The organism is Rhizobium sp. ZPR4 (assembly GCF_040215725.1).
GTDB lineage: Bacteria > Pseudomonadota > Alphaproteobacteria > Rhizobiales > Rhizobiaceae > Rhizobium > Rhizobium rhizogenes_D.
Window position 1 is genome coordinate 296,513 of the sequence record NZ_CP157968.1, and the last position, 18,737, is coordinate 315,249.

Genomic DNA, 18,737 nt, shown 5'->3' on the forward strand with positions numbered 1-18,737 from the left:
GGGTCTATGTCATGTGCCGGCGAAGATCAGTTCGCCTTGCAGTCCCAATGGAAATTCGAGAAGTTCAGATCCCAGCTCTGCATGGGAATGAACTCATAGCCCTGCAGGCATTTGTTCGCCGCATAGCGCCTGTTCGGCGATACCGCCCATACGTCGGGCTGCAGCTCGGCAAGCTTCGTTTGCAGCTCCTTGTAGGTCGCGTTCTGCGCCTTGATGTCGGTGGTCCCCCTCGCCTTGTCGATCAGGGCATCGACCTCGGGATTCTGCAGCCATTCCATCGACATCCAGGTGCCGGAAGCCTTGGAGTGATACTGGTTGTAGAATATCGCGTCCGGCGACGGATAATTTGGCGAGATGTTGACCTGCGTCGAGGCCGGCGTGGTTTCCGGCTTCGACGAGAGCTCGACGATGCGGTTCCAGGGTTCGGGCTTGATATCGAGGGTGATCCCGATCTGCTCGAGATTGGCCTGCATCAGCAGCGCAACTTCGGACTCAAAGGCGAGCGAGGCGACGTAGCTGTTGACCAGCGTGATCTTCTGACCGGCATATTTCGACTTCGCAAGCTCTTCCTTCGCCTTTTCGAGATCGAAGACGCCGGGCTGGGTATCGTCGTTATGCGCGTCCTTGAAGACGGTAGAAAGCGGGCCGGTCATGTCGAAGCCCGGATAGATCGCCTCCTGGATGGTCTTGTAGTCGGTTGCATAGGCGATCGCGCGCCGAACATGCACGTCGTCGGTCGGATAGACCTTGCTGTTCAGCTTGATGACGAAGCCGCCGGCGGTCGTCGACTGGAGCAGCTTGTAGCCCGGCATCTTGCCGATCGTTTCATAGGTGTCGTTGCCGAGGCCATGCGAGGAGAGGCCGAGCTCACCCTTTTCGGCGAGCGCCTTGACGGTGGCGTCGTCGCTCGTCTGGACGAAACGCACTTCATCGATCGGCGTCCCCTTGGACCAGCCGAGAAAGTAATCGGGATTGCGTGCGATCACCATGTCGGCGGAGCGATTGTAGCTGACCAGCTTATAAGGACCTGAACCGGCCGAGTGTTCGCCGACATAGGCTTCGCCCCATTTGTCGTCCGGCTTGGAATTGGCTTCGATCAGCTTTTCGTTCAGCGCCATCATCAGCGGCGTCACAGCCATGAACGGCGAGAACTGGCGATCGAGCTTGACGACGACAGTCTTCTCGTCCGGTGCGGTGACGTTTTCGGGCTTTACGAGGCCGACGACGAGGTTCGAGGGACCCTTGTTAATGCCGATCAGGCGCCTGATCGACCAGACGAAGTCGGAGGCCTTGACGGGCGTACCATCCTGGAACTTCGCATCGTCGCGAAGATGGAAGGTGTAGGTCAGACCATCCGGGGAAATATCCCAGGACTTTGCCAGATGGGGCACGATCTCGCCCGAAGGGCTGACGGTCGTCAGGGCATCATACATGTTTACGATGGCCATGTAGCCCGTATAGTCGGTGACCTTGGCCGGATCGAGCGAGCTGAAGATCTGCATCGTGTTGACGGCGATCGACACCTTGTCGGCCGCCGATGCCGCGACCGACGTCAGCGGCAATGCCATGACACCGGCAAGCAGCAACGTCGAGAGACGCAGATTTCTGGAACCCATCTTCATTCTAGTTCTCCTCTTTGATGCGGGAACTCCCCGCTTATGGTTAGGCTGCCTTTCGGCCTGGGGCCGGCAGCGGCGAATAGGTGATGTCCGGGTAGCCGAAGGCCGCCGGGCCGACGACATCCAGCGCGCGCGCGCTGCGCAACAGCTCGTGACAGGGAATGGCGACGACGGCGACGCGCTGGCCGTAGCGCAGCATTTCGGTGGTGATCGGATAGCCGGTATCGACATCGAGCAGTACGATCAGATCCGGTACGCAGACCTCGATCACGCCATCGCGGCGGAAGACCAGGAATTCGTTCTGGATCGCCACGTTTGCCATCTGGCCGGCGCAATCGTCGAAGCCCGCGAGCTCCATGTCGCCGACGACGAAACCACCGCGCAGATGGCGTTTCAGATCGGTGATCTTGCCATTGAAGACACGCCGCCCGCCTTCCAGCGCACAAACGGCAGCAATCGGATCCTCCTGCGCCTTGCGCGCGCGGATCACCGCTTCGCCGAGCGCGATCGCCTTGGTGAAGCTCTTCGGAATGCCATACTGATGGACGTAATGCGCCTGCATCGGCGCCGTCGCCAGCATGGCACCGCCACCCTGCGCCACGACGCAGGCGCGCGCCATCCGCTCGTGCCAGACTTCCGATACGGCGTGGCTGAAGATCACGGCATTGCCATGCAGGTCGCACATGACCGAAGGCGTGGAGCTGTGGCCATAGATCGAAAAGGTCGTCATCTGCATTTCGGGAAAGGCACGGCCCATGCCGTCGCAATCGAGGATCGGCAGGCCGCCGAGAGCCGCTGTGACGAGCGGGTTCATCGAATTCGCGCCACCGATCTCTTCGCAGACGATGGCATCGATCGGCGTGCGGATCAGCTCTTCCATGGCGCGCAGGCAGCGCAAGCCCTCGCGCCCTTCGCGGATGCGCTCGACGCCGACAACCGGTGCGCCGATGCCGCCGATCGACATGCAAAGGGCGTCAGGCTCGATGGCGTCAGTCGCCAGAACCTTCATCTCGTAGCCGGCCTTCATGGCTTCGAGGACGAGGAGCTTGCCTTGATAGGGGTTGCCGCCGCCGCCGGTGCCGAGAATGCCCGCCCCGATTTCGAGCGCATCGAGATCCTCGGGCGTCAGCCGGCGCAGATTGGCGTCATCATATTTCTGCTTGCGCGTCTCAGGCATGATGGCCTCCCATTTCACCGACGACTTTGACGTGAATGCGCGTGGCGTTGCCCGGCAGATAGGCAAGCGGCGTGTCTTCGCGCTCGATAACTTCAAGGGTTTCCGCAAGCGCTCCGGCGGCGATCGCCTTTTCCCGGGCCTCGGCTTCAGCTTCGGCAAGTGCGCTCTCGCGCGTGCGGCCATCGACAAGCGAGAAGACGCGATCCGTCTCACCGCTGATCTGGGCGATGGCAGCGCCAACGGCATTGGCCACGGCAAAATTTTCCGGCAGGATCACCTCGAGATCGCCGATGCGATCAGGCATCAGGATCGAGCCGCCGCCCACCGCAATGACTGGCACCGGCGTTGACGAAATCCGGCTGCGCTCGACGCAGGCCTCGAGCATCGCATCGATCTTTGCCACAGCAGCCTCGACAAGCGTCTTGTCGAGATTGGCGACCAGCGCGCGATCACCGATATCGGCCTTGCCGGCAGCAACCGCAATATCGGTAGCGGTCAGTGTCGACCCTCCGAAGCAGAGCGCTTCCTTGCGCACGCGATAACCGACCGACTTCGGCCCAACGGTGATGCCCGCTTCACCCCTGACAACAAGCGAACCGCCACCAAGGCCGATGGAAAAGACATCGGGCATGCGGAAATTGGTGCGGACCCCGCCGATATCGACGGTTGTGGAGGCCTGTCGCGGGAAACCGTGCGACAGAGCGCCGACGTCCGAGGTCGTGCCGCCGACATCGACGACGACGGCGTCCTTCAGTCCTGTCAGGAATGCGGCACCGCGCATGGAATTGGTCGGACCGGAGGCAAAGGTCAGCACCGGAAAGGCACGCACGACGTCGGCGGCCATCAGGGTTCCGTCGTTCTGCGTTATGTAGAACGGGCACGGGATGCCGGCAGCCGCAAGCGCCTTGCCGAAAGCCGCAACCGTACGATCCGCAAGCGACAGCAGGCTCGCATTCATGATCGCAGCACTTTCGCGCGCCAGCAGGCCGTGACGGCCGATATCCTTCGACATCACCACAGGTAGGCCAGGGCAATGCTGCCGCAGGATTTCCTTGGCCCGCACTTCCATCGCATCGTTGATACCGCTGAAAACGCAGGTCACGGCGGCAGCCTTCAGGCCCTTTGCACGGATTTCACCGGCGATGCGCACGATGGCGTCTTCATCGAGCGGTGAAAGTTCGCGCCCGTCGAACTCGTAGCCGCCCTTGACCTGGTAGCCATGATTGCCGACGATCTCGCGCAGGTCGTCGGGCCAGTCGACCATGGGCGGCAGACCTGCACCCGACGGCAGGCTCAGACGGATGGCTGCGACCTCGTCCATGTGCCGGCGCTCGATCACCGCATTGGTGAAATGCGTGGTGCCGATCATCACGGCGGCAATGCGGATACGATCGATGCCGGAGGCCTCGATGACCTTCTCCAATGCCTCGATCACGCCCGAAGTCACATCTTCGGTCGTCGAGGCCTTGACCCCAGCCAGAACGGTCTTTCCCTCAAGGACGACAGCATCCGTATTGGTGCCGCCGACGTCAATTCCAACGCGATACACGTCAGGCTCCTCTTCAATCAGTCTGTGGTTTTGACGAGGAAGCGCGTGCGCTCTTCCTCGCTCACGCTGGGCTTCAGGCGCTCTTCTTCGTCGGTGACGACGGGAATGGCGGCTATCAGCGCGCGTGTGTAGGGGTGATTGGGTGCGGCAAAGACCGCCGGCGTCGGTCCTTCCTCGACGATCTCGCCGCGCAGCATGATGGCGATACGCGAACAGAAATTACGCATCAGCGATAGGTCATGCGAGATCATCAGATAGGTGAGACCAAGTTCCTCGCGCAGCTGCAACAGCAACTCGATAACCGTTTTCTGCACCGACACGTCAAGCGCTGCCGTCGGCTCGTCCAGGATCAGGATCTTCGGCTCGGCGGCAAGCGCGCGCGCAATCGCCACGCGCTGCTTCTGGCCGCCCGAAAGCTCATGCGGATATTTTGCCAGATAGGATTGCGGCAGACGCACGAGCTGCATGAGCTGCTTCATCCGTGCCTCGCGGGCTGGTCCATCCATGCCGATGGATTTCAAAGGCAGCGCGAGCGTTTGCTGAACGTTGCGCTTGGGATTGAGAGACGTGCCGGGGTTCTGATAGACGATCTGCGTCAGCCGCTTGCCGCGACCGGGAGCCGGCGCATCAATGGTGACGCCACCTGAGGTCGGGCGAGACAGATCCATGATGATGCGTGCGACCGAGGTTTTGCCCGAGCCGGATTCGCCGGCCAATCCGAAGATTTCGCCCTGACGCAGCGTCAGGCTCACGTCGCGAACGGCATGGAAACCGGGTTTCCTGCCATAGACCTTGTTGAGGCCTTCGACCTTGACGATGGGCGCACGGTCGCTCTGCGGCAGATCGATAACGCGCTCACCGTAAAGCGGCGGTACGGCTTCCAATAGAGCTTTGGTATAAGGCTGCTGCGGGCTGGTCAGAATCTCGTGGCAGGGGCCGGTCTCGACGATATCGCCATGATGCATGACCACCACTCGGTCCGCCACCTTGCGCACGACGCCGAGATTGTGGGTGATCATGAGAAGAGCCATGTTCTCCTCGACCACCAGCTGGTTGATCAGGTTCAGGATCTCGTCCTGGGTCGTCACGTCGAGCGCGGTACCGGGCTCGTCGGCGATCAGAAGTTTCGGCTGGTGCAGCAGCGCAAGCCCGATCAGGACGCGTTGGCGCATGCCGCCCGACAACTCGGACGGATAGGCATTCATCACACGCTCGGCATCGGCAAGCTGAACGCGGCGCAAGACGGCCGCGATGCGCTTCCGACGCTCCGCCCTGGACGAACTGGCTCCGTCGCGCTTGTCGGCGAAACGCATGACGTCATCGAGATGCGTGCCGATCTTGAAGACCGGATTGAAGGATGAAAGCGGGTCCTGCATGATCAGCGAAAAGGCCGTGCCTTTCAGCGCCTCCCGTTCTCTTCGCTGCATTTTCAAAACATCGCGTCCTGCGACCGAGATCGTGCCTGAGCTGATCGCCGCATTCTTCGGCAAGGTGCCGATAATCGCCTTTGCCGTTACGGATTTGCCCGATCCGGTCTCCCCGATCAGCGCGACGCGCTCGCCAGCTGCGACGGTGAAGGCAATGTCTCGCAGCACTTGCCGGGTGCGGCCATAGGTGGTGAAGGAGACGTTCAAAGCCTCGATCTTGAGAAGCGGCTCGGTCATGGCTCAGCTCTCCACATCAAACATGTCGCGCAAACCATCGCCTAGAAGATTGAAGCCGAGCGTCACGTAGAAGACCGCGGCTCCCGGGCACACGACTTCCCACCAATAATCGGGCATGAACTGGCGGCCGTCGGCGACCATGGAACCGAGGTCAGGAATGGGCGGCTTCACACCAAAGCCGAGGAAGCTGAGAGTGGCACCAAAGAGGATGACGAAGGCCGCATCCAGCGTCGTCTTGACGGAAATCACCGCAACGCAATTCGGCAGGATTTCGCGGAAGAGGATGTGCATCGGCCCGGCACCGGCAAGGCGGGCTGCCTCGATATAATCTTCGGACGCGATGGACTTGGAAACGGAATAGATCAGCCGCGCATGCCATGTCCACCACAGCAGCGTGATGGCAATCATCGCGTTCGTCAGGTTCGGCTCGAGCAGGTTCGACACGGCAAGCGCCATGACGAGCGGCGGCATCGCCAGCATGACGTTCGTCAGGCCCGTGATGATCTTTTCGACCCAGCCACCGAAATAGCCGGCAATCAGGCCAAGTACCGTACCGATCGGCACGGAAATACCAAGTACGCCGATGACCAGAAGCAGGGAGACGCGCATGCCGAAAATTGTGCGGGAGAAGATATCCCGGCCGACTTTGTCGGTGCCGAACCAATGAGCAGCGTCAGGTGCAACGTGCCGTGCCCGGAAATCGACCACAGCACCCACATGCTTGGGATAGGGCGTCAGCCATGGCGCGAAAACCGCTAGTACGATGACGGAAATGAGGATCAGCGTGCCGATCACCGCAGCCGGATTGCGGCTGAAGCGATACCACATCATGTAACCCGTGCTCAGCCCGCGGTCGGACGCATCAAGCATCTTCATATCGGCCATCAGCGTGCCTCCTTGCGGCGCAGGCGTGGGTCAATGATCGAGATCAGGACGTCTACGACCAGGTTCGCAACGATGAAAAACAGGCCGGCGACCAGCACGACGGCGGTCACGGCGTTGAGGTCCTTTTGCAGGATGGCGTTCAGCCCGTAGGACGCGAAGCCACCCCAGGCGAACACCATCTCGATGACGAAGGCATTGCCGATCAGCGATGCGAATTCCAGCCCCATGATCGTCAGTGGCGCAATCGACGACAGCTTGAGGAGATAGCGGAAGATGATGACCCTCTCCGGCACGCCGAAACTCTGCAGGGTCAACACGTGGTCCTTGCGCTGGTTCTCCAGCATGGAGGAACGGGTGATGCGCGTAATCTGGCCGATGCCGGCCATGGCGAGCGCGAAAGCCGGCAGCACGAGATGTTGAAGCGCATCGACGAACACATCCAGACGTCCCGCCAGCAAGCCATCGATCAACAGGAAGCCGGTCGGCCCGGGCTGAAAGCTTAAGGAATGATCGAGGCGGCCGATGATCGGCCAGTTCGGCAGACAGCGGGCAGCCAGCAATTGCAGGCTGATCGCAAATAGGAAACTCGGAATGGTGACACCGGTCAAAGACAGGATGCGGCCGATATGATCCAGCGCGCGATCCCTAAAATGCGCAGTGATGACGCCGAGGGGAATGGCCACCACAAACATGAAGATCACAGAGACGAGAACCAGCTCGACGGTCGCCGGCACGGTCTGCTCCAGATCGGTCGTGACGGGACGTTGCGACACCAGCGACATGCCGAGATCGCCCCGCAGCGCCTTGCCGACATAGTCGACATATTGGACCAGAAGCGGCTTATCCAACCCCATCTGCACGCGCAGCGCATCGACCTGCTCCTGCGTTGCCGCAGGGCCAAGGGCCATGCGCGCGGGATCTCCCGGCACGACGCGCGCCAGCGCGAAAATCATGATGGAAAGCGCGATCATGACCAGCACGAAGGTGCCGAGCCGCGTCAGGATCGCGACCAACGGATGTTGCTGCATCGACGGGAGTTTCCTTGTTCGTCAGCTAACTGACAGACAACAATCCTCATCTGCGGACGTTGGACAACCGGCCAAAGGTATAGTTTTCCAGCTTTATGGTATAGGTTATTTTTCAATGTGCGCTTACAAACGCCGCATGCACAGACTGATTGCCCGACCTCATCTTTGCCATCGCATCGCTACAGCGCGCGCCGGCGTCATCTTTCTGCGTGCCCCCGCGGGAGCCGGAAAGAGCGCGCTCCTGTCGATGGCCGCCGAAGCGATGGGCCGGCGGATTTGCAGCCTGCAGCAACCGCGCATGAGCGACGTCGAGGATGGATGGCTCTTCTGGGACGTACCGGTTTCAGCTCGATCGGCTCGTCTTTCCACTCAGGTCATCGAGACCATCAGCGTCATGGTCATCGCCTGCCGTCCCGATCAGCGTATCAGCGGGCTGGCGCGGTTCATCCTGCATCGAGGTTCGGCGACGCTCGATGCAGGCGACCTGACATTTTCCGATGAGGAATTACTGGAGCTGCCCGCCGAAGAAGCCAACCGGTTGGTCAAGGATTATGCCGGCTGGCCGGTTTTCCTGCCGCTGACACGCCGGCAAGACCCTCGCCTGTCCATCGATTATCTGCGCGAGAACTTTCTCGGCCACCTTTCGCCAGGGCAGACAGCGCTACTTTCCATCTGGCTCGAAACGCGATCGCCTGTCTCCTCCGAGGAATGGGTAGGGCTTTTACCGCCGCTTCTGGTCCAGACACCGGCCGCGCACGAGGAGTTGCTGAAGCTTCTGACAAGCGCCGTCAGCGAACGCCTGGCAAGCTTCGAAACCACGGTCGCCGTGATCGAAGTAGCCTCTGCTTTCGAGCAGGCGGGACAAGCGCTCGACGCCATGTCGCTGCTCCTCAAGCACGGGCACGAGGCCCATGCGGCGCAGATTCTGGAGCGTGCCCGAGGTCTGGAGCTGATCTATAGAAACAGCCTTGGGACCTTTCGCGACATCATCATGCGTTTTTCCCACGAGATGATCGCAACCAACGAGGTCGTACTTTTCGCCATGGCCCGCACGCTTCTAAAGCTCGGAGAACTGCAACGCGTGCGCCATCTCGTCGGCAAACATCTGGGGTCGGACTATCTCGATCCGCTGAAGGTCTTGCTGCGCGGATCGCGCTTTTCCTTCGCGGCACGAACCTTCCGGCTCAATCTCATGATCTCCGAAGACCTGATGCCGACCGACGCCATGATCACCCGCCTCGGCGAGTTCATGGCGGATTATCCGATGGGCGATTACGGCAAATGGGCCGCCTACTACAACGCCCTGCTGGAATTCGAAATTCGCCGCCGGAATTTCCGCGAAGCGGAGGCCGCCGCCGCCCGCGCCTTGATCTATCTCGGCCATATGGGCGGCCAACCGTTGCTGGAATTCTTCATCCATCTGCATCAGACGGTATTGCGTCTGATGAGCGGCGATGTCCTTTTTGCTCGCCGCGCCGTCCAGGAGGCCCGGCAGAAACTGGAGCAGGTGCCGCACGCGGCGGAGGCGGAATTCCGCATGCTGCGGCTCGCCGAAGCCTGTATCGCCTATGAGGCCGGCCATCCGCGCGATCTCCTCCAATTCGTTCAGAGCGAGTTCGATGATTTTGCTGCTGCAGAAATCTGGCCGAGCCTGATGCAATTCGCTCTTCACTATGCATCACAGGTGCTGGCGGACCACTTTCCGATGGTGATCAGGCCCGGTTTTCTCGACGGGCTCTGGATCCATCTGTCGGAAGGCCTGCAGTTTCACGCCATGATGGAGATTCGCACCGCCATCGCCTATCAGAATGCCAATCGCTGGAACGATGCGGCAGCAACGCTATCCGCTGTCCGTATGCGCATCGGCCGCAACTGGGTCGAAAGCGCCAGCGAGGAACTGACGCGACTGACCAGACGGGACGAGATTTCCTATGCCATGACATGGCTGCGCGACAGCGTGCGTCTGTCGACGCCGCGTCCCTATCTATCGCGCCAGATCGATGCGCTGATCGCCAACCCGAAGGTCACCAATCGCGAAAAGGTCGCGCTCCAGCTCTGGCAAAGCTATGCCGCCTATCAGCGCCGTGACAATGCTGCGACGCGCGCGCATCTGCTGTCGGCGCTTGAAGGCGCCACGCGCCTCGGCTGCAACGGCGTACTCTCTGAAGAGCGGATCTTTCTCTCCCCGCTTCTCAAGAACCAGCGCATCCGCAGCTTCATCGAAACCTCGTCCGATGTCCGCACCGCGCTTTCGCTCTTTGCAAGCTCCGTGAACTCGCCGCAGGCGAAAGCCTTGCAGGGCGGCCTCTCGCAGCGCGAGGTACAGATGATCCAACTGATCGCCAGCGGCATGTCGAACAAGCGCATTGCTCATACCCTCAATGTTTCCGAGGTGACTGTGAAATTTCACCTCGGAAATCTGTTTCGCAAGCTGGGCTGTCATCGCCGCGCCGAAGCGATCCGGGCCGCGACCGCGCTCGGCTGGCTGTGAGACCGGCTATGGACGTTTCAGACCACGCTTGCCTTGTCGGCATCCTCCTGCAAGGCGCGGCTGGCACCGATATCTTCGGCACCCAGCACAGCATAGCCGATGCTGGCAAAATGGGAATTGACGAGCTTGAGATCGCGCAAAGTCGCAAGGAACAGGCCGCTTGAACCGAGCAGCACCGGATTGGCGCCACCAAGACGGGCGAGATGCTCCCTCGTCGCGCTCCGCTCGGCTTCGTTGAGGTGCCGTTTCGCATCGACGAGCTCCTGTGCCGAGCGCAGATCTTCCGTCGTCAAGGTCGACAGCGCCAACCGAAGGTCTGCCGCGACCTCGGCTTGCATGGTCTGCAGGGCGGCGTGGTCGGCCGCGTTGATCGTTCCCTCGGCCCGCCGCGTGATCTGCTCAAGGCAACGCTCAAGGATATCGCCAGCATGCCCGAGATTGACCGCGAATTCGATGACATCGGACAGGCGGCTGGCATCGCGGTCGGTCAGCTCCGACGGCTCGAGCCGGGCAAGATAGGCCTTGACGGCCTCATGCAGCATGTCGAGTTCCCTGCCTAGCCGAATGGCTTGTGACGTCGCCTGCTTGTCGGGACGGGCGAGATCGGCCGGAACCAGGCGAAGAAGCGCCTCGACCAGATCGCCCATGCGCAAGATCTCCCGCGCCGCGCTGGCAAGGGCGAGATAAGGCGTTTCCAGCACCGACTTGTCCAGAAAGAGCGGGCGTGCCGCATCTCCCACCGGCTTGATCTTCTCGGGAAACAATTTGATCAATAGCGCCTGGGTCGGACCGAGCAGGCCGACGCAGGCAATAGCCAGCGCAGCATTGAAGGCCAGATGGAAGTTTGTCAGCATCGATGCCGGGTCCGCCGTGTGCTTCTGCAGGATATCCGCAAGAGGCTGCAGAAAGGGCAAGACGACGATACAGCCGATCGCGCGGAACAGGAGATTACCCATCGGCACGCGGCGGTTGGCCGGATTGGCCGCATTCGTTTCGAAGACCGGAGGCAGCGCACCACCGAGATTGGCACCAAGAACCAATGCAAGGCCAGCGGTCGGCGTCACGACGTTACCGGCGGCAAGACCTACCAGCAACAGCATCACGGCGACGCTGGAATGCGCTGCGAATGTCAGCGCTGCCGCCAGCAATATGTCGAGTACGGGATCGCCGGTAATCGCGTCAAGGATGCTTCGCAGCGCGGGCGCGGTGCTGACCGGCTGGATCGTCTGCACGAGATCATGCAGGGCAAGCAGCATCAAGCCAAGCCCGATGCCGACACGCCCGAGCTGGCGCACGCGCCCTTTCGGACCACGCCTGAAGGCGACATAACCTGCAAGAAGCAGCAAGGGTGAGATGAAGGAGACATCGAAGGAGAGCGCCTTGACGATCAGTGCCGTGCCGACATTGGCGCCCAGCATGACCGCCAGAGCCGGCACGAGGGCGACCGCGCCACGTGCTGCAAAGGAGGTCACCATCATGACAGTCGCTGTGCTGCTCTGGAGCAGCATCGTCACACCCGCGCCGGCGGCAACGGCCACCAGGCGATTGCGCAGCGCACGGCCAAGAACGCGTCTCAGGTCGGAGCCGAAGGCCTTTTCAATGCCGCCTTGCACCATGCGCATTCCCCAGAGGAGAAGTGCGACATGCCCCATAAGTTCCAGGATGACGAGACTACCGGTCATGACACGCTATCCGGTTGAAAATGAAACCAATGCTAGTTGAATGCAGACGGCTCATGCCGCCGGAGATCGTCATTTTCGACGCGAGACGTTTCCGTTATGGCCGGGCTCCACCCATGCAGTAGGCAATCGACCACACGCAAAAGTATCATGCCAATTGCGACAGCGAGATAACCGCGTTACGGCGCGCGGTGCATCGTTCATCGCAGCCAATTCGAAGATAGTGATCATGATGGAGACCTCCTGGTTCGATGGTTGTTCGAAACCGGGAGGCCAGGCCGCGGATCAACGCATGTGGCGTTGGCCTTTGCGGTCACATGGTCTGCCCGGGCATTGGGTGAGCACGGCGAACGCATCCGATAAGCGTCGACTGTCGGCTTCCGTGTGCTGGCGACTGGATCGCGAGTTCATGTGGTCCTCTGTGATACCGCGTGCTTGACCGGAATCAGGCGTCCCGAAATGCAAGGGTTCAGGATGAGTTGCTCTATACGCCACTGCGTAACAGGATCAATCGATACCATGGTATAATCGACTGAGCGCGGAATGAACCCGCACCCGTGCAACCACTGCTCTATGGCATTGACTGCTCAGCCTCTGGCTGGCTCGAAGCCTGCTTTGGCGGGACGTTGCCGTTCTGCTCGGCACGATCGCGATGCAGCGCCGCACGAGCGAGCAGCATGAAGGTGACCGGCGTCGTGACCGTTACGAAAATGCCGATCAGCAGTTCATGAATAACGAGCGTCCGCGTTGCGATCGAAAAGAAGATCATCGATGCGATCATGATCGCACCGATACCGCCGCTCGTTCCGAGCGTCGGCGCGTGGATGCGCTCGTAGAATGTTCCAAGCCTCAGAAACCCGATCGCACCGACGAGCGTCAGGAAGGCGCCGACCACGAGAAGTCCGCCAACGGGGATCGCAGCCCAGAGAGGTATGTTTTCAAACGGCGTGCTCATTCGATCACCTCGCCGCGCATCAGGAATTTTGCGAGTGCGACTGTTGCGACGAAGCCCAGCATGCCGATGACGAGCGCCGCCTCGAAATAAACGACGCGACCGGTGCCAATGCCGAAGGTCAACAGAAGCAGCATGGCGTTCACATAGAGCGTATCGAGCGCGATGATGCGATCCTGCGCACGCGGGCCGCGAAACATGCGAATGGAAGCGATCGCCATGGCCGCGACGATCATCAGCTGCGCAGCCGCAACAGATATCTGGATGATCATGGCGCTCATGCGAATATCTCCATCAGCAGGCTTTCATAGCGATTGGCGACCGTGTCGCGCCATTGCGCCTCGTTTTCGAGATCGAGGACATGCAGCAGCACGGTATTGTCGTTGGAATCATATTCCAGCCAGGCAGAGCCCGGCGTGCTGGTCAGGATAACGGCAAGCAGCGCCAGCGGAATCTGATCCCGCACCTTAAGCTCAAGGACCACAAAGCCCGGCGTCGTCTTGCGCGAGCGACCCCTCAGGATGATCCAGGCTACCTCGGCATTCGATTTCAAGACGTCGAAAACGACCCGGAAGAAGAGCTTGGGCAGCAAATACCATTTCCGCAGCCGCGGCTTTTCGGGCCGCAACGATGCCATCCCCCAGGAGGCGAAGACCGCGACGATGATGCCGAGGATAAGCTGGCCAAGCGTGAAGCCGTTCAGCAGCAGCCACATCAGGATCAGGCTCAGCGCCAGAAGCGGGTAAGGCAGCATCACAAGCCCTCCGCTTTTGCCGGAGCAACCACGGTATTGCGGACGGCATCGACATAGACATTGGGGTCGCTGAGCGTGCGGATGGTCGCGTCCATGTACTGCATGACCGGACCGGCCCAGATGGTCAATGCCAGCGTCAATGCGAGCAGGCCCATGACCGGAAATATCTCGATGACAAGGACGCGGGGAACCGTGCCCTCCAGCGAGCTCCAGAATGTGCGTATGCCGGCCCGCGTCATGGCGATCAGGGCGGCAATGCCGGAGAGAATGACCAGCAGGATCAACGTCCAGACGGCGGCACTCGGCGGAATGCCGATCGCGCCGGTCCCCATCATGGCCGAGAGCATGGCGAATTTGGCAACGAAGCCGGAAAGCGGCGGCAGGCCGGCAAGCAGGATGCCGCAGGCGGCAAAGCAGATGCCGAGCATTGCCATGGTGCCGGGCATGGTGACACCATCGCCTTCGGCCGGCTCCTTCTCCTCGGCATCGCCGTAGGCTTCCATGGTGACGGCGAGAACGCTGGCGCCGGCGTCCTGTCCGCGCTCGACGAGCTCGATCAGCATGAAGAAGGCGCTTATCGTCAGCGTCGAACTGACGAGATACATCAGCGCGCCGGACGAGATGGAACCATCATTGATACCGATCACCATCAGCAGCGTGCCGGACGAGACCAGCACCGAAAAGCCGGCCAGCCGGCCAAGCGCCTGCGATGCCAGCACACCGACCGTTCCAAAGATCAGCGTTGCCATGCCGCCATAGAGAAGCACGGTCGCACCGAAGCCGGCGGATGGCCCGGTACTGAACAGAAGCATGGTCAGCCGCAGGATGACATAGATGCCGAGCTTGCTGAGGATCGCGAATATGCCTGCGACAGGCGCGGAAGCTGCGCTATAGGCCGTCGGCAACCAGAAGCAGAGCGGCCACATGCCGGCCTTGATGAGGAATGCAATGCCGAGCACGCCGGCGCCCGCCTGCATCAGCATGCGGCGATCGGCCGACATTTCCGGGATGCGGACCGCCAGATCCGCCATGTTCAGCGTTCCCGCCGTGCCATAGATCAAGCTGACACCGATGAGGAAGAGCAGCGCCGCCGCGAGGTTGACGGCAATGTAATGCATACCCGCCTTGACCCTGAGCGGCCCCGAGCCGTGCAGCAGAAGGCCGTAGGACGCGGCCAGCATAACTTCGAAGAAGACGAAGAGGTTGAAGAGATCACCCGTCAGGAAGGCGCCGTTGACGCCCATCAAGAGCAGCTGGAACATGGTATGGAAATGGGCGCCGACCGCGTGCCAGCGCGCCAGCGAGAATATTAGCGCGGCAACGGCGACGATGGATGTCAGCAGCAGCATGAGTGCAGACAACCCATCGAGCACGAGCACGATGCCGAAGGGCGCGCTCCAGTTTCCAAGCAGATAGGCGCGTTCCTGGCTGGGCGACCAGCCTTCGGCACGGAAGAGCGCAAGTGCAATGCCCACCAGCAAGAGTGTTGCAGCGAGGCTGATGAGCGCCTTCAGCGTGCGCGAACGCTCGTCGATGAACACAAGCAGCGCGCCCGCAACAAGAGGGACGAGGATCGGCGCAATGATGAGATGGTGCGACCAGCCTGTCATTTCCGGTCGCTCCTTCCATCGACGTGATCCGTACCGGTCAGGCCGCGCGAGGCAAGCAGCACGACGAGGAACAGGGCCGTCGTCGCAAAGCCGATAACGATCGCCGTCAGCACCAGGGCTTGCGGCACCGGGTCTGCCAGAGCACGCGTCGCCGCGCCATCGCCAAGCAATGGCGGCACATTCGTCTTCACGCCACCGACGCCAAAGATGAAGAGGTTGACGGAATAGGAGAGCAACGACAACCCGACAATGACCTGATAGGTGCGCGGACGCAGGATCAGCCAGACGCCGCAAGCCGTCATCACACCGATGGCAATGGACAAGATGAGTTCCATCAATCCCCCTTTGCCTTGTCGGCATCGAGCGCGCGCAGGCGGTTGATACGGATCGACTGGTGTGCGAGTGCCACGAGGATCAGAACCGTGGATCCCACGACAAGCAGGAAAACGCCGAGGTCGAAGAGCAACGCGCTTGCCGCCGGCACCTTGCCGATCAACGGTAGGTCCAGATACTGGAAATGCGAGGTGAGGAATGGATAGCCGAAGAACCAGGCACCGATACCCGTCGCCGTCGCGATCAAGAGCCCGGCGCCCATCCACCGCAGCGGCAGGATGCGGATGCGATCCTCCGCCCAACGCGTGCCGCCGGCCAGATATTGCAGCAGGAAGGCGATCGAGAGCGTCAAGCCGGCCGAGAAGCCGCCGCCCGGCGCATCATGCCCCCGCATGAAGATATAGACCGACAAGGCGATCACAAAGGGGAACATCCACTGCATGATGACAGACGGTACGAGCAGATAGTCGCGCACGGTATCGCCTGCCGAACGCTCTGGACGCTCTTCGTCGAAACGGTTCTGTATTCGCTGCTGTTCCGGCATCTCCATGCTGTCGGGTGCAGGGCGGAAACGACGCAGCAGCGCATAGACGGTCAAGGCGACGACACCGAGAACGGCGATTTCGCCCAGGGTGTCGAAGCCACGGAAGTCGACCAGGATGACGTTGACGACGTTGCGGCCGCCGCCCTTCGAATAGGCGTTTTCGAGGAAGTAATTCGCAATGGCGTCGGGCACCGGCATGGTCATGACGGCGTAGGAAATGAACATCATGCCGACGCCGCAGATGACGGCCAGCGCCAGATCGCGGAAGCGACGGAAACGAGCGCGCAGATCGACCGTATCGTCGATCCCCTCTGTCCGCTTCGGCAGCCAGCGCAAGCCCAGCAGGATGAGAACCGTCGTGACGATCTCGACGAGAAGCTGAGTAATCGCGAGATCCGGCGCCGACAGCCAGATGAAGGTCATGCAGACGATCAAGCCGACGCCACCCAGCATCACCAAGGAAGCAAGCCGGTGATATTTGGCAAAGAAGGCAGTGCCGATCGCAAGGCAAATGCCAATCGCCCAGACCGCAGCGAAGACCGGATCGGCGCCCAGGAAGGAAAAGTGCTTGGCTTCGAAACCGGACAAGTAAAGCGGCAGCAGGCCGGCAGCAAACCCTGTCACGACGACCCAGCGAAGCTGCGGCTGCAGCTTGCGCGTGCCGATCCGCTTTTCGGCGGTTCTCGCCCAGTGCCAGGAGACTTCGACCAGCACCCGCTCGAAGATACGCTGCCCCTTGAGGCGCCGGAAAATCGGCGGTCCGTCGTCGCATCGCGACAGGTAATCCTTGAAGACGAAATAGAAAACCGTCCCGCCGACCAGTGCGATGATGCTCATGACGAGCGGCAGATTGAAGCCGTGCCAAAGTGAAAGGCTGTATTGCGGCGTATCGGCATCGAGAACGCTGACAACGGCCGCATGCAGGAAGGGTGCCACCGAAAGCGCCGGAACGATGCCGACGACCAGGCACACGACAACGAGGAGCTCGATCGGGAAGCGCATCCAGCGCGGTGGCTCATGCGGCTTGGCGATCGGCAGATCGGTCGGCGCCGGTCCGAAGAACACCGTCTGAATAAAACGCAGCGAATAGGCGACGCTGAAGGCGCTTGCGAGCGTCGCCACATAGGGCAGCATGCGATCGAGAATGGAATCGGCATGGGTTTCGATCGCTTCGGCGAAGAACATTTCCTTCGACAGGAAGCCATTGAGCAGCGGCACGCCGGCCATGGCAGCACTCGCAACGATCGCCAGCGCCCCGGTGAATGGCATATAGCGGAACAGGCCACTCAGACGGCGCATGTCGCGCGTGCCGGTCTCGTGATCGATGATACCGGCCGCCATGAACAGAGACGCTTTGAAGGTCGCGTGGTTCAACATGTGGAAGATGGCGGCAACCGTCGCAAGCGGGCTGCCAAGGCTGAGCAAGGTGGTGATGAGGCCGAGATGGCTGATCGTCGAGTAAGCGAGCAGCCCTTTGAGATCCTGCTGGAACATCGCGAAATAGGCGCCGAGCAGCAGCGTGATGATGCCGGCCGCGCCGACGATGTAGAACCATTCGTTCGTGCCGGCGAGAACCGGCCAGAAGCGCGCGAGCAGGAAGACGCCAGCCTTCACCAGCGTGGCGGAATGCAGATAGGCGGAGACAGGCGTCGGCGCCGCCATTGCGTTCGGAAGCCAGAAATGGAAGGGAAACTGCGCACTCTTCGTCAGCGCGCCGAGCAGGATGAGTATCAGCGCAGGCAGATAGAGCGGATGATTACGAATGATGTCGCCTGATGCCAGGATCTTGTCCAGATCGTAGCTCCCGACGATATGACCGAGCAGGATCAGCCCGATCAGCAGGCAGAAGCCGCCGATCCCCGTGATCGTCAGCGCCATGCGGGCGCCGTCGCGGGCAGCGGCGGTGTTGTGCCAGTAGCTGATTAGCAGGAAGGAGAAGATGCTGGTCAGCTCCCAGAATATCGAGAGCAGGATGACATTGCCCGACAGCACGATGCCAAGCATCGCTCCCATGAAGGCAAGCAGGAAGGAAAAGAAGCGAGGAACGGGGTCCTCTTCCGACATATAGTAGCGGGCGTAGACGATGACGAGAAAGCCGATGGCGGTGATGACGAGCGAAAACAGCCAAGCAAAACCATCCAGCCTGAGGCTGAAATCAAGCCCGAGCTGTGGCAGCCATTCTATGCTATAACGGACGACGCCACCGTCCTTGACGGCAGGATAGAAGCTTACGGAAATCAACAGTGCCAGAAATGTGACAGCCCCGGCGATCCAGGCCGGACCGCGCCGCGACTGCGTGCGCAAGAGGCATACGGAAAGAAGACTTCCGATAAACGGCAGAGCCAAAAGTGCTAGAATGAAAACAGGCTCGCCAGTTATCCCAAAACGTCATTCCTTCGTTTAGCCGGATCACGCCAGACTGCCACGACGGCAAAACCCCTAGAAATCCGGT

14 protein-coding genes are annotated in these 18,737 nt (G+C 60.9%); 1 reads left to right on the forward strand and 13 read right to left on the reverse strand.

Going from position 1 to position 18,737, the window contains the following annotated elements; genetic code table 11:
• Positions 1-26: 26 nt before the first annotated feature.
• From ABOK31_RS20910 to ABOK31_RS20935, 6 genes are read right to left on the reverse strand one after another with little or no spacing between them, the layout of a single operon-like run.
• Positions 27-1,622 (reverse strand): ABC transporter substrate-binding protein, encoded by a 1,596-nt coding sequence (locus ABOK31_RS20910; protein WP_174181220.1) that lies wholly within the window; start codon positions 1,620-1,622, stop codon positions 27-29.
• A 40-nt stretch (positions 1,623-1,662) separates the two neighbouring features.
• Complete coding sequence (locus tag ABOK31_RS20915; protein ID WP_174181222.1) at positions 1,663-2,796, reverse strand: DUF917 domain-containing protein; 1,134 nt, start codon at positions 2,794-2,796, stop codon at positions 1,663-1,665.
• On the reverse strand, positions 2,789-4,345 hold the full coding sequence (locus tag ABOK31_RS20920; RefSeq protein ID WP_174181224.1) for a hydantoinase/oxoprolinase family protein: 1,557 nt from the start codon (positions 4,343-4,345) through the stop codon (positions 2,789-2,791). Before ABOK31_RS20920 ends, ABOK31_RS20915 begins: the two co-directional genes overlap by 8 nt.
• A 17-nt stretch (positions 4,346-4,362) precedes the next feature.
• Positions 4,363-6,009, reverse strand: coding sequence for an ABC transporter ATP-binding protein (locus tag ABOK31_RS20925; protein ID WP_349960473.1), 1,647 nt, complete (start codon positions 6,007-6,009; stop codon positions 4,363-4,365).
• 3 nt (positions 6,010-6,012) lie between these two features.
• Positions 6,013-6,894 (reverse strand): ABC transporter permease, encoded by an 882-nt coding sequence (locus ABOK31_RS20930; RefSeq protein ID WP_349960476.1) that lies wholly within the window; start codon positions 6,892-6,894, stop codon positions 6,013-6,015.
• Positions 6,894-7,922, reverse strand: coding sequence for an ABC transporter permease (locus ABOK31_RS20935; protein ID WP_349960479.1), 1,029 nt, complete (start codon positions 7,920-7,922; stop codon positions 6,894-6,896). The genes ABOK31_RS20930 and ABOK31_RS20935 overlap by 1 nt, the downstream gene beginning before the upstream one ends.
• A gap of 136 nt (positions 7,923-8,058) precedes the next feature.
• On the opposite strand from ABOK31_RS20935, the gene ABOK31_RS20940 reads away from it, so the two are divergent.
• Entirely contained in the window at positions 8,059-10,413 is a 2,355-nt protein-coding gene (locus ABOK31_RS20940; protein WP_349960481.1) for a response regulator transcription factor, read from the forward strand.
• Between the two features lie 17 nt (positions 10,414-10,430).
• On the opposite strand, the gene ABOK31_RS20945 is transcribed toward ABOK31_RS20940, so the two are convergent.
• The 7 genes from ABOK31_RS20945 to ABOK31_RS20975 form a co-directional block, all read right to left on the reverse strand.
• The gene (locus ABOK31_RS20945) at positions 10,431-12,095 is read right to left on the reverse strand and encodes a Na/Pi cotransporter family protein (protein WP_349960482.1); all 1,665 of its coding nucleotides are present in this window, start codon (positions 12,093-12,095) and stop codon (positions 10,431-10,433) included.
• A gap of 568 nt (positions 12,096-12,663) precedes the next feature.
• The gene (mnhG, locus tag ABOK31_RS20950) at positions 12,664-13,047 is read right to left on the reverse strand and encodes a monovalent cation/H(+) antiporter subunit G (protein WP_349960485.1); all 384 of its coding nucleotides are present in this window, start codon (positions 13,045-13,047) and stop codon (positions 12,664-12,666) included.
• Positions 13,044-13,325 carry a K+/H+ antiporter subunit F gene (locus tag ABOK31_RS20955; protein WP_068393522.1) on the reverse strand — a complete coding sequence of 94 codons (282 nt, stop codon included), beginning with the start codon at positions 13,323-13,325 and terminating at the stop codon, positions 13,044-13,046. Before ABOK31_RS20955 ends, mnhG begins: the two co-directional genes overlap by 4 nt.
• Positions 13,322-13,798, reverse strand: a complete 477-nt coding sequence (locus tag ABOK31_RS20960; RefSeq protein WP_174181234.1) for a Na+/H+ antiporter subunit E — start codon at positions 13,796-13,798, stop codon at positions 13,322-13,324. The genes ABOK31_RS20955 and ABOK31_RS20960 overlap by 4 nt, the downstream gene beginning before the upstream one ends.
• Positions 13,798-15,408 carry a monovalent cation/H+ antiporter subunit D gene (locus ABOK31_RS20965; RefSeq protein WP_349960490.1) on the reverse strand — a complete coding sequence of 537 codons (1,611 nt, stop codon included), beginning with the start codon at positions 15,406-15,408 and terminating at the stop codon, positions 13,798-13,800. Before ABOK31_RS20965 ends, ABOK31_RS20960 begins: the two co-directional genes overlap by 1 nt.
• Positions 15,405-15,743 carry a Na+/H+ antiporter subunit C gene (locus ABOK31_RS20970; protein WP_174181238.1) on the reverse strand — a complete coding sequence of 113 codons (339 nt, stop codon included), beginning with the start codon at positions 15,741-15,743 and terminating at the stop codon, positions 15,405-15,407. The genes ABOK31_RS20965 and ABOK31_RS20970 overlap by 4 nt, the downstream gene beginning before the upstream one ends.
• A complete protein-coding gene (locus tag ABOK31_RS20975) occupies positions 15,743-18,664 on the reverse strand; it encodes a monovalent cation/H+ antiporter subunit A (protein WP_349961242.1) in 2,922 nt (973 codons plus the stop codon). The genes ABOK31_RS20970 and ABOK31_RS20975 overlap by 1 nt, the downstream gene beginning before the upstream one ends.
• Positions 18,665-18,737 lie beyond the last annotated feature (73 nt).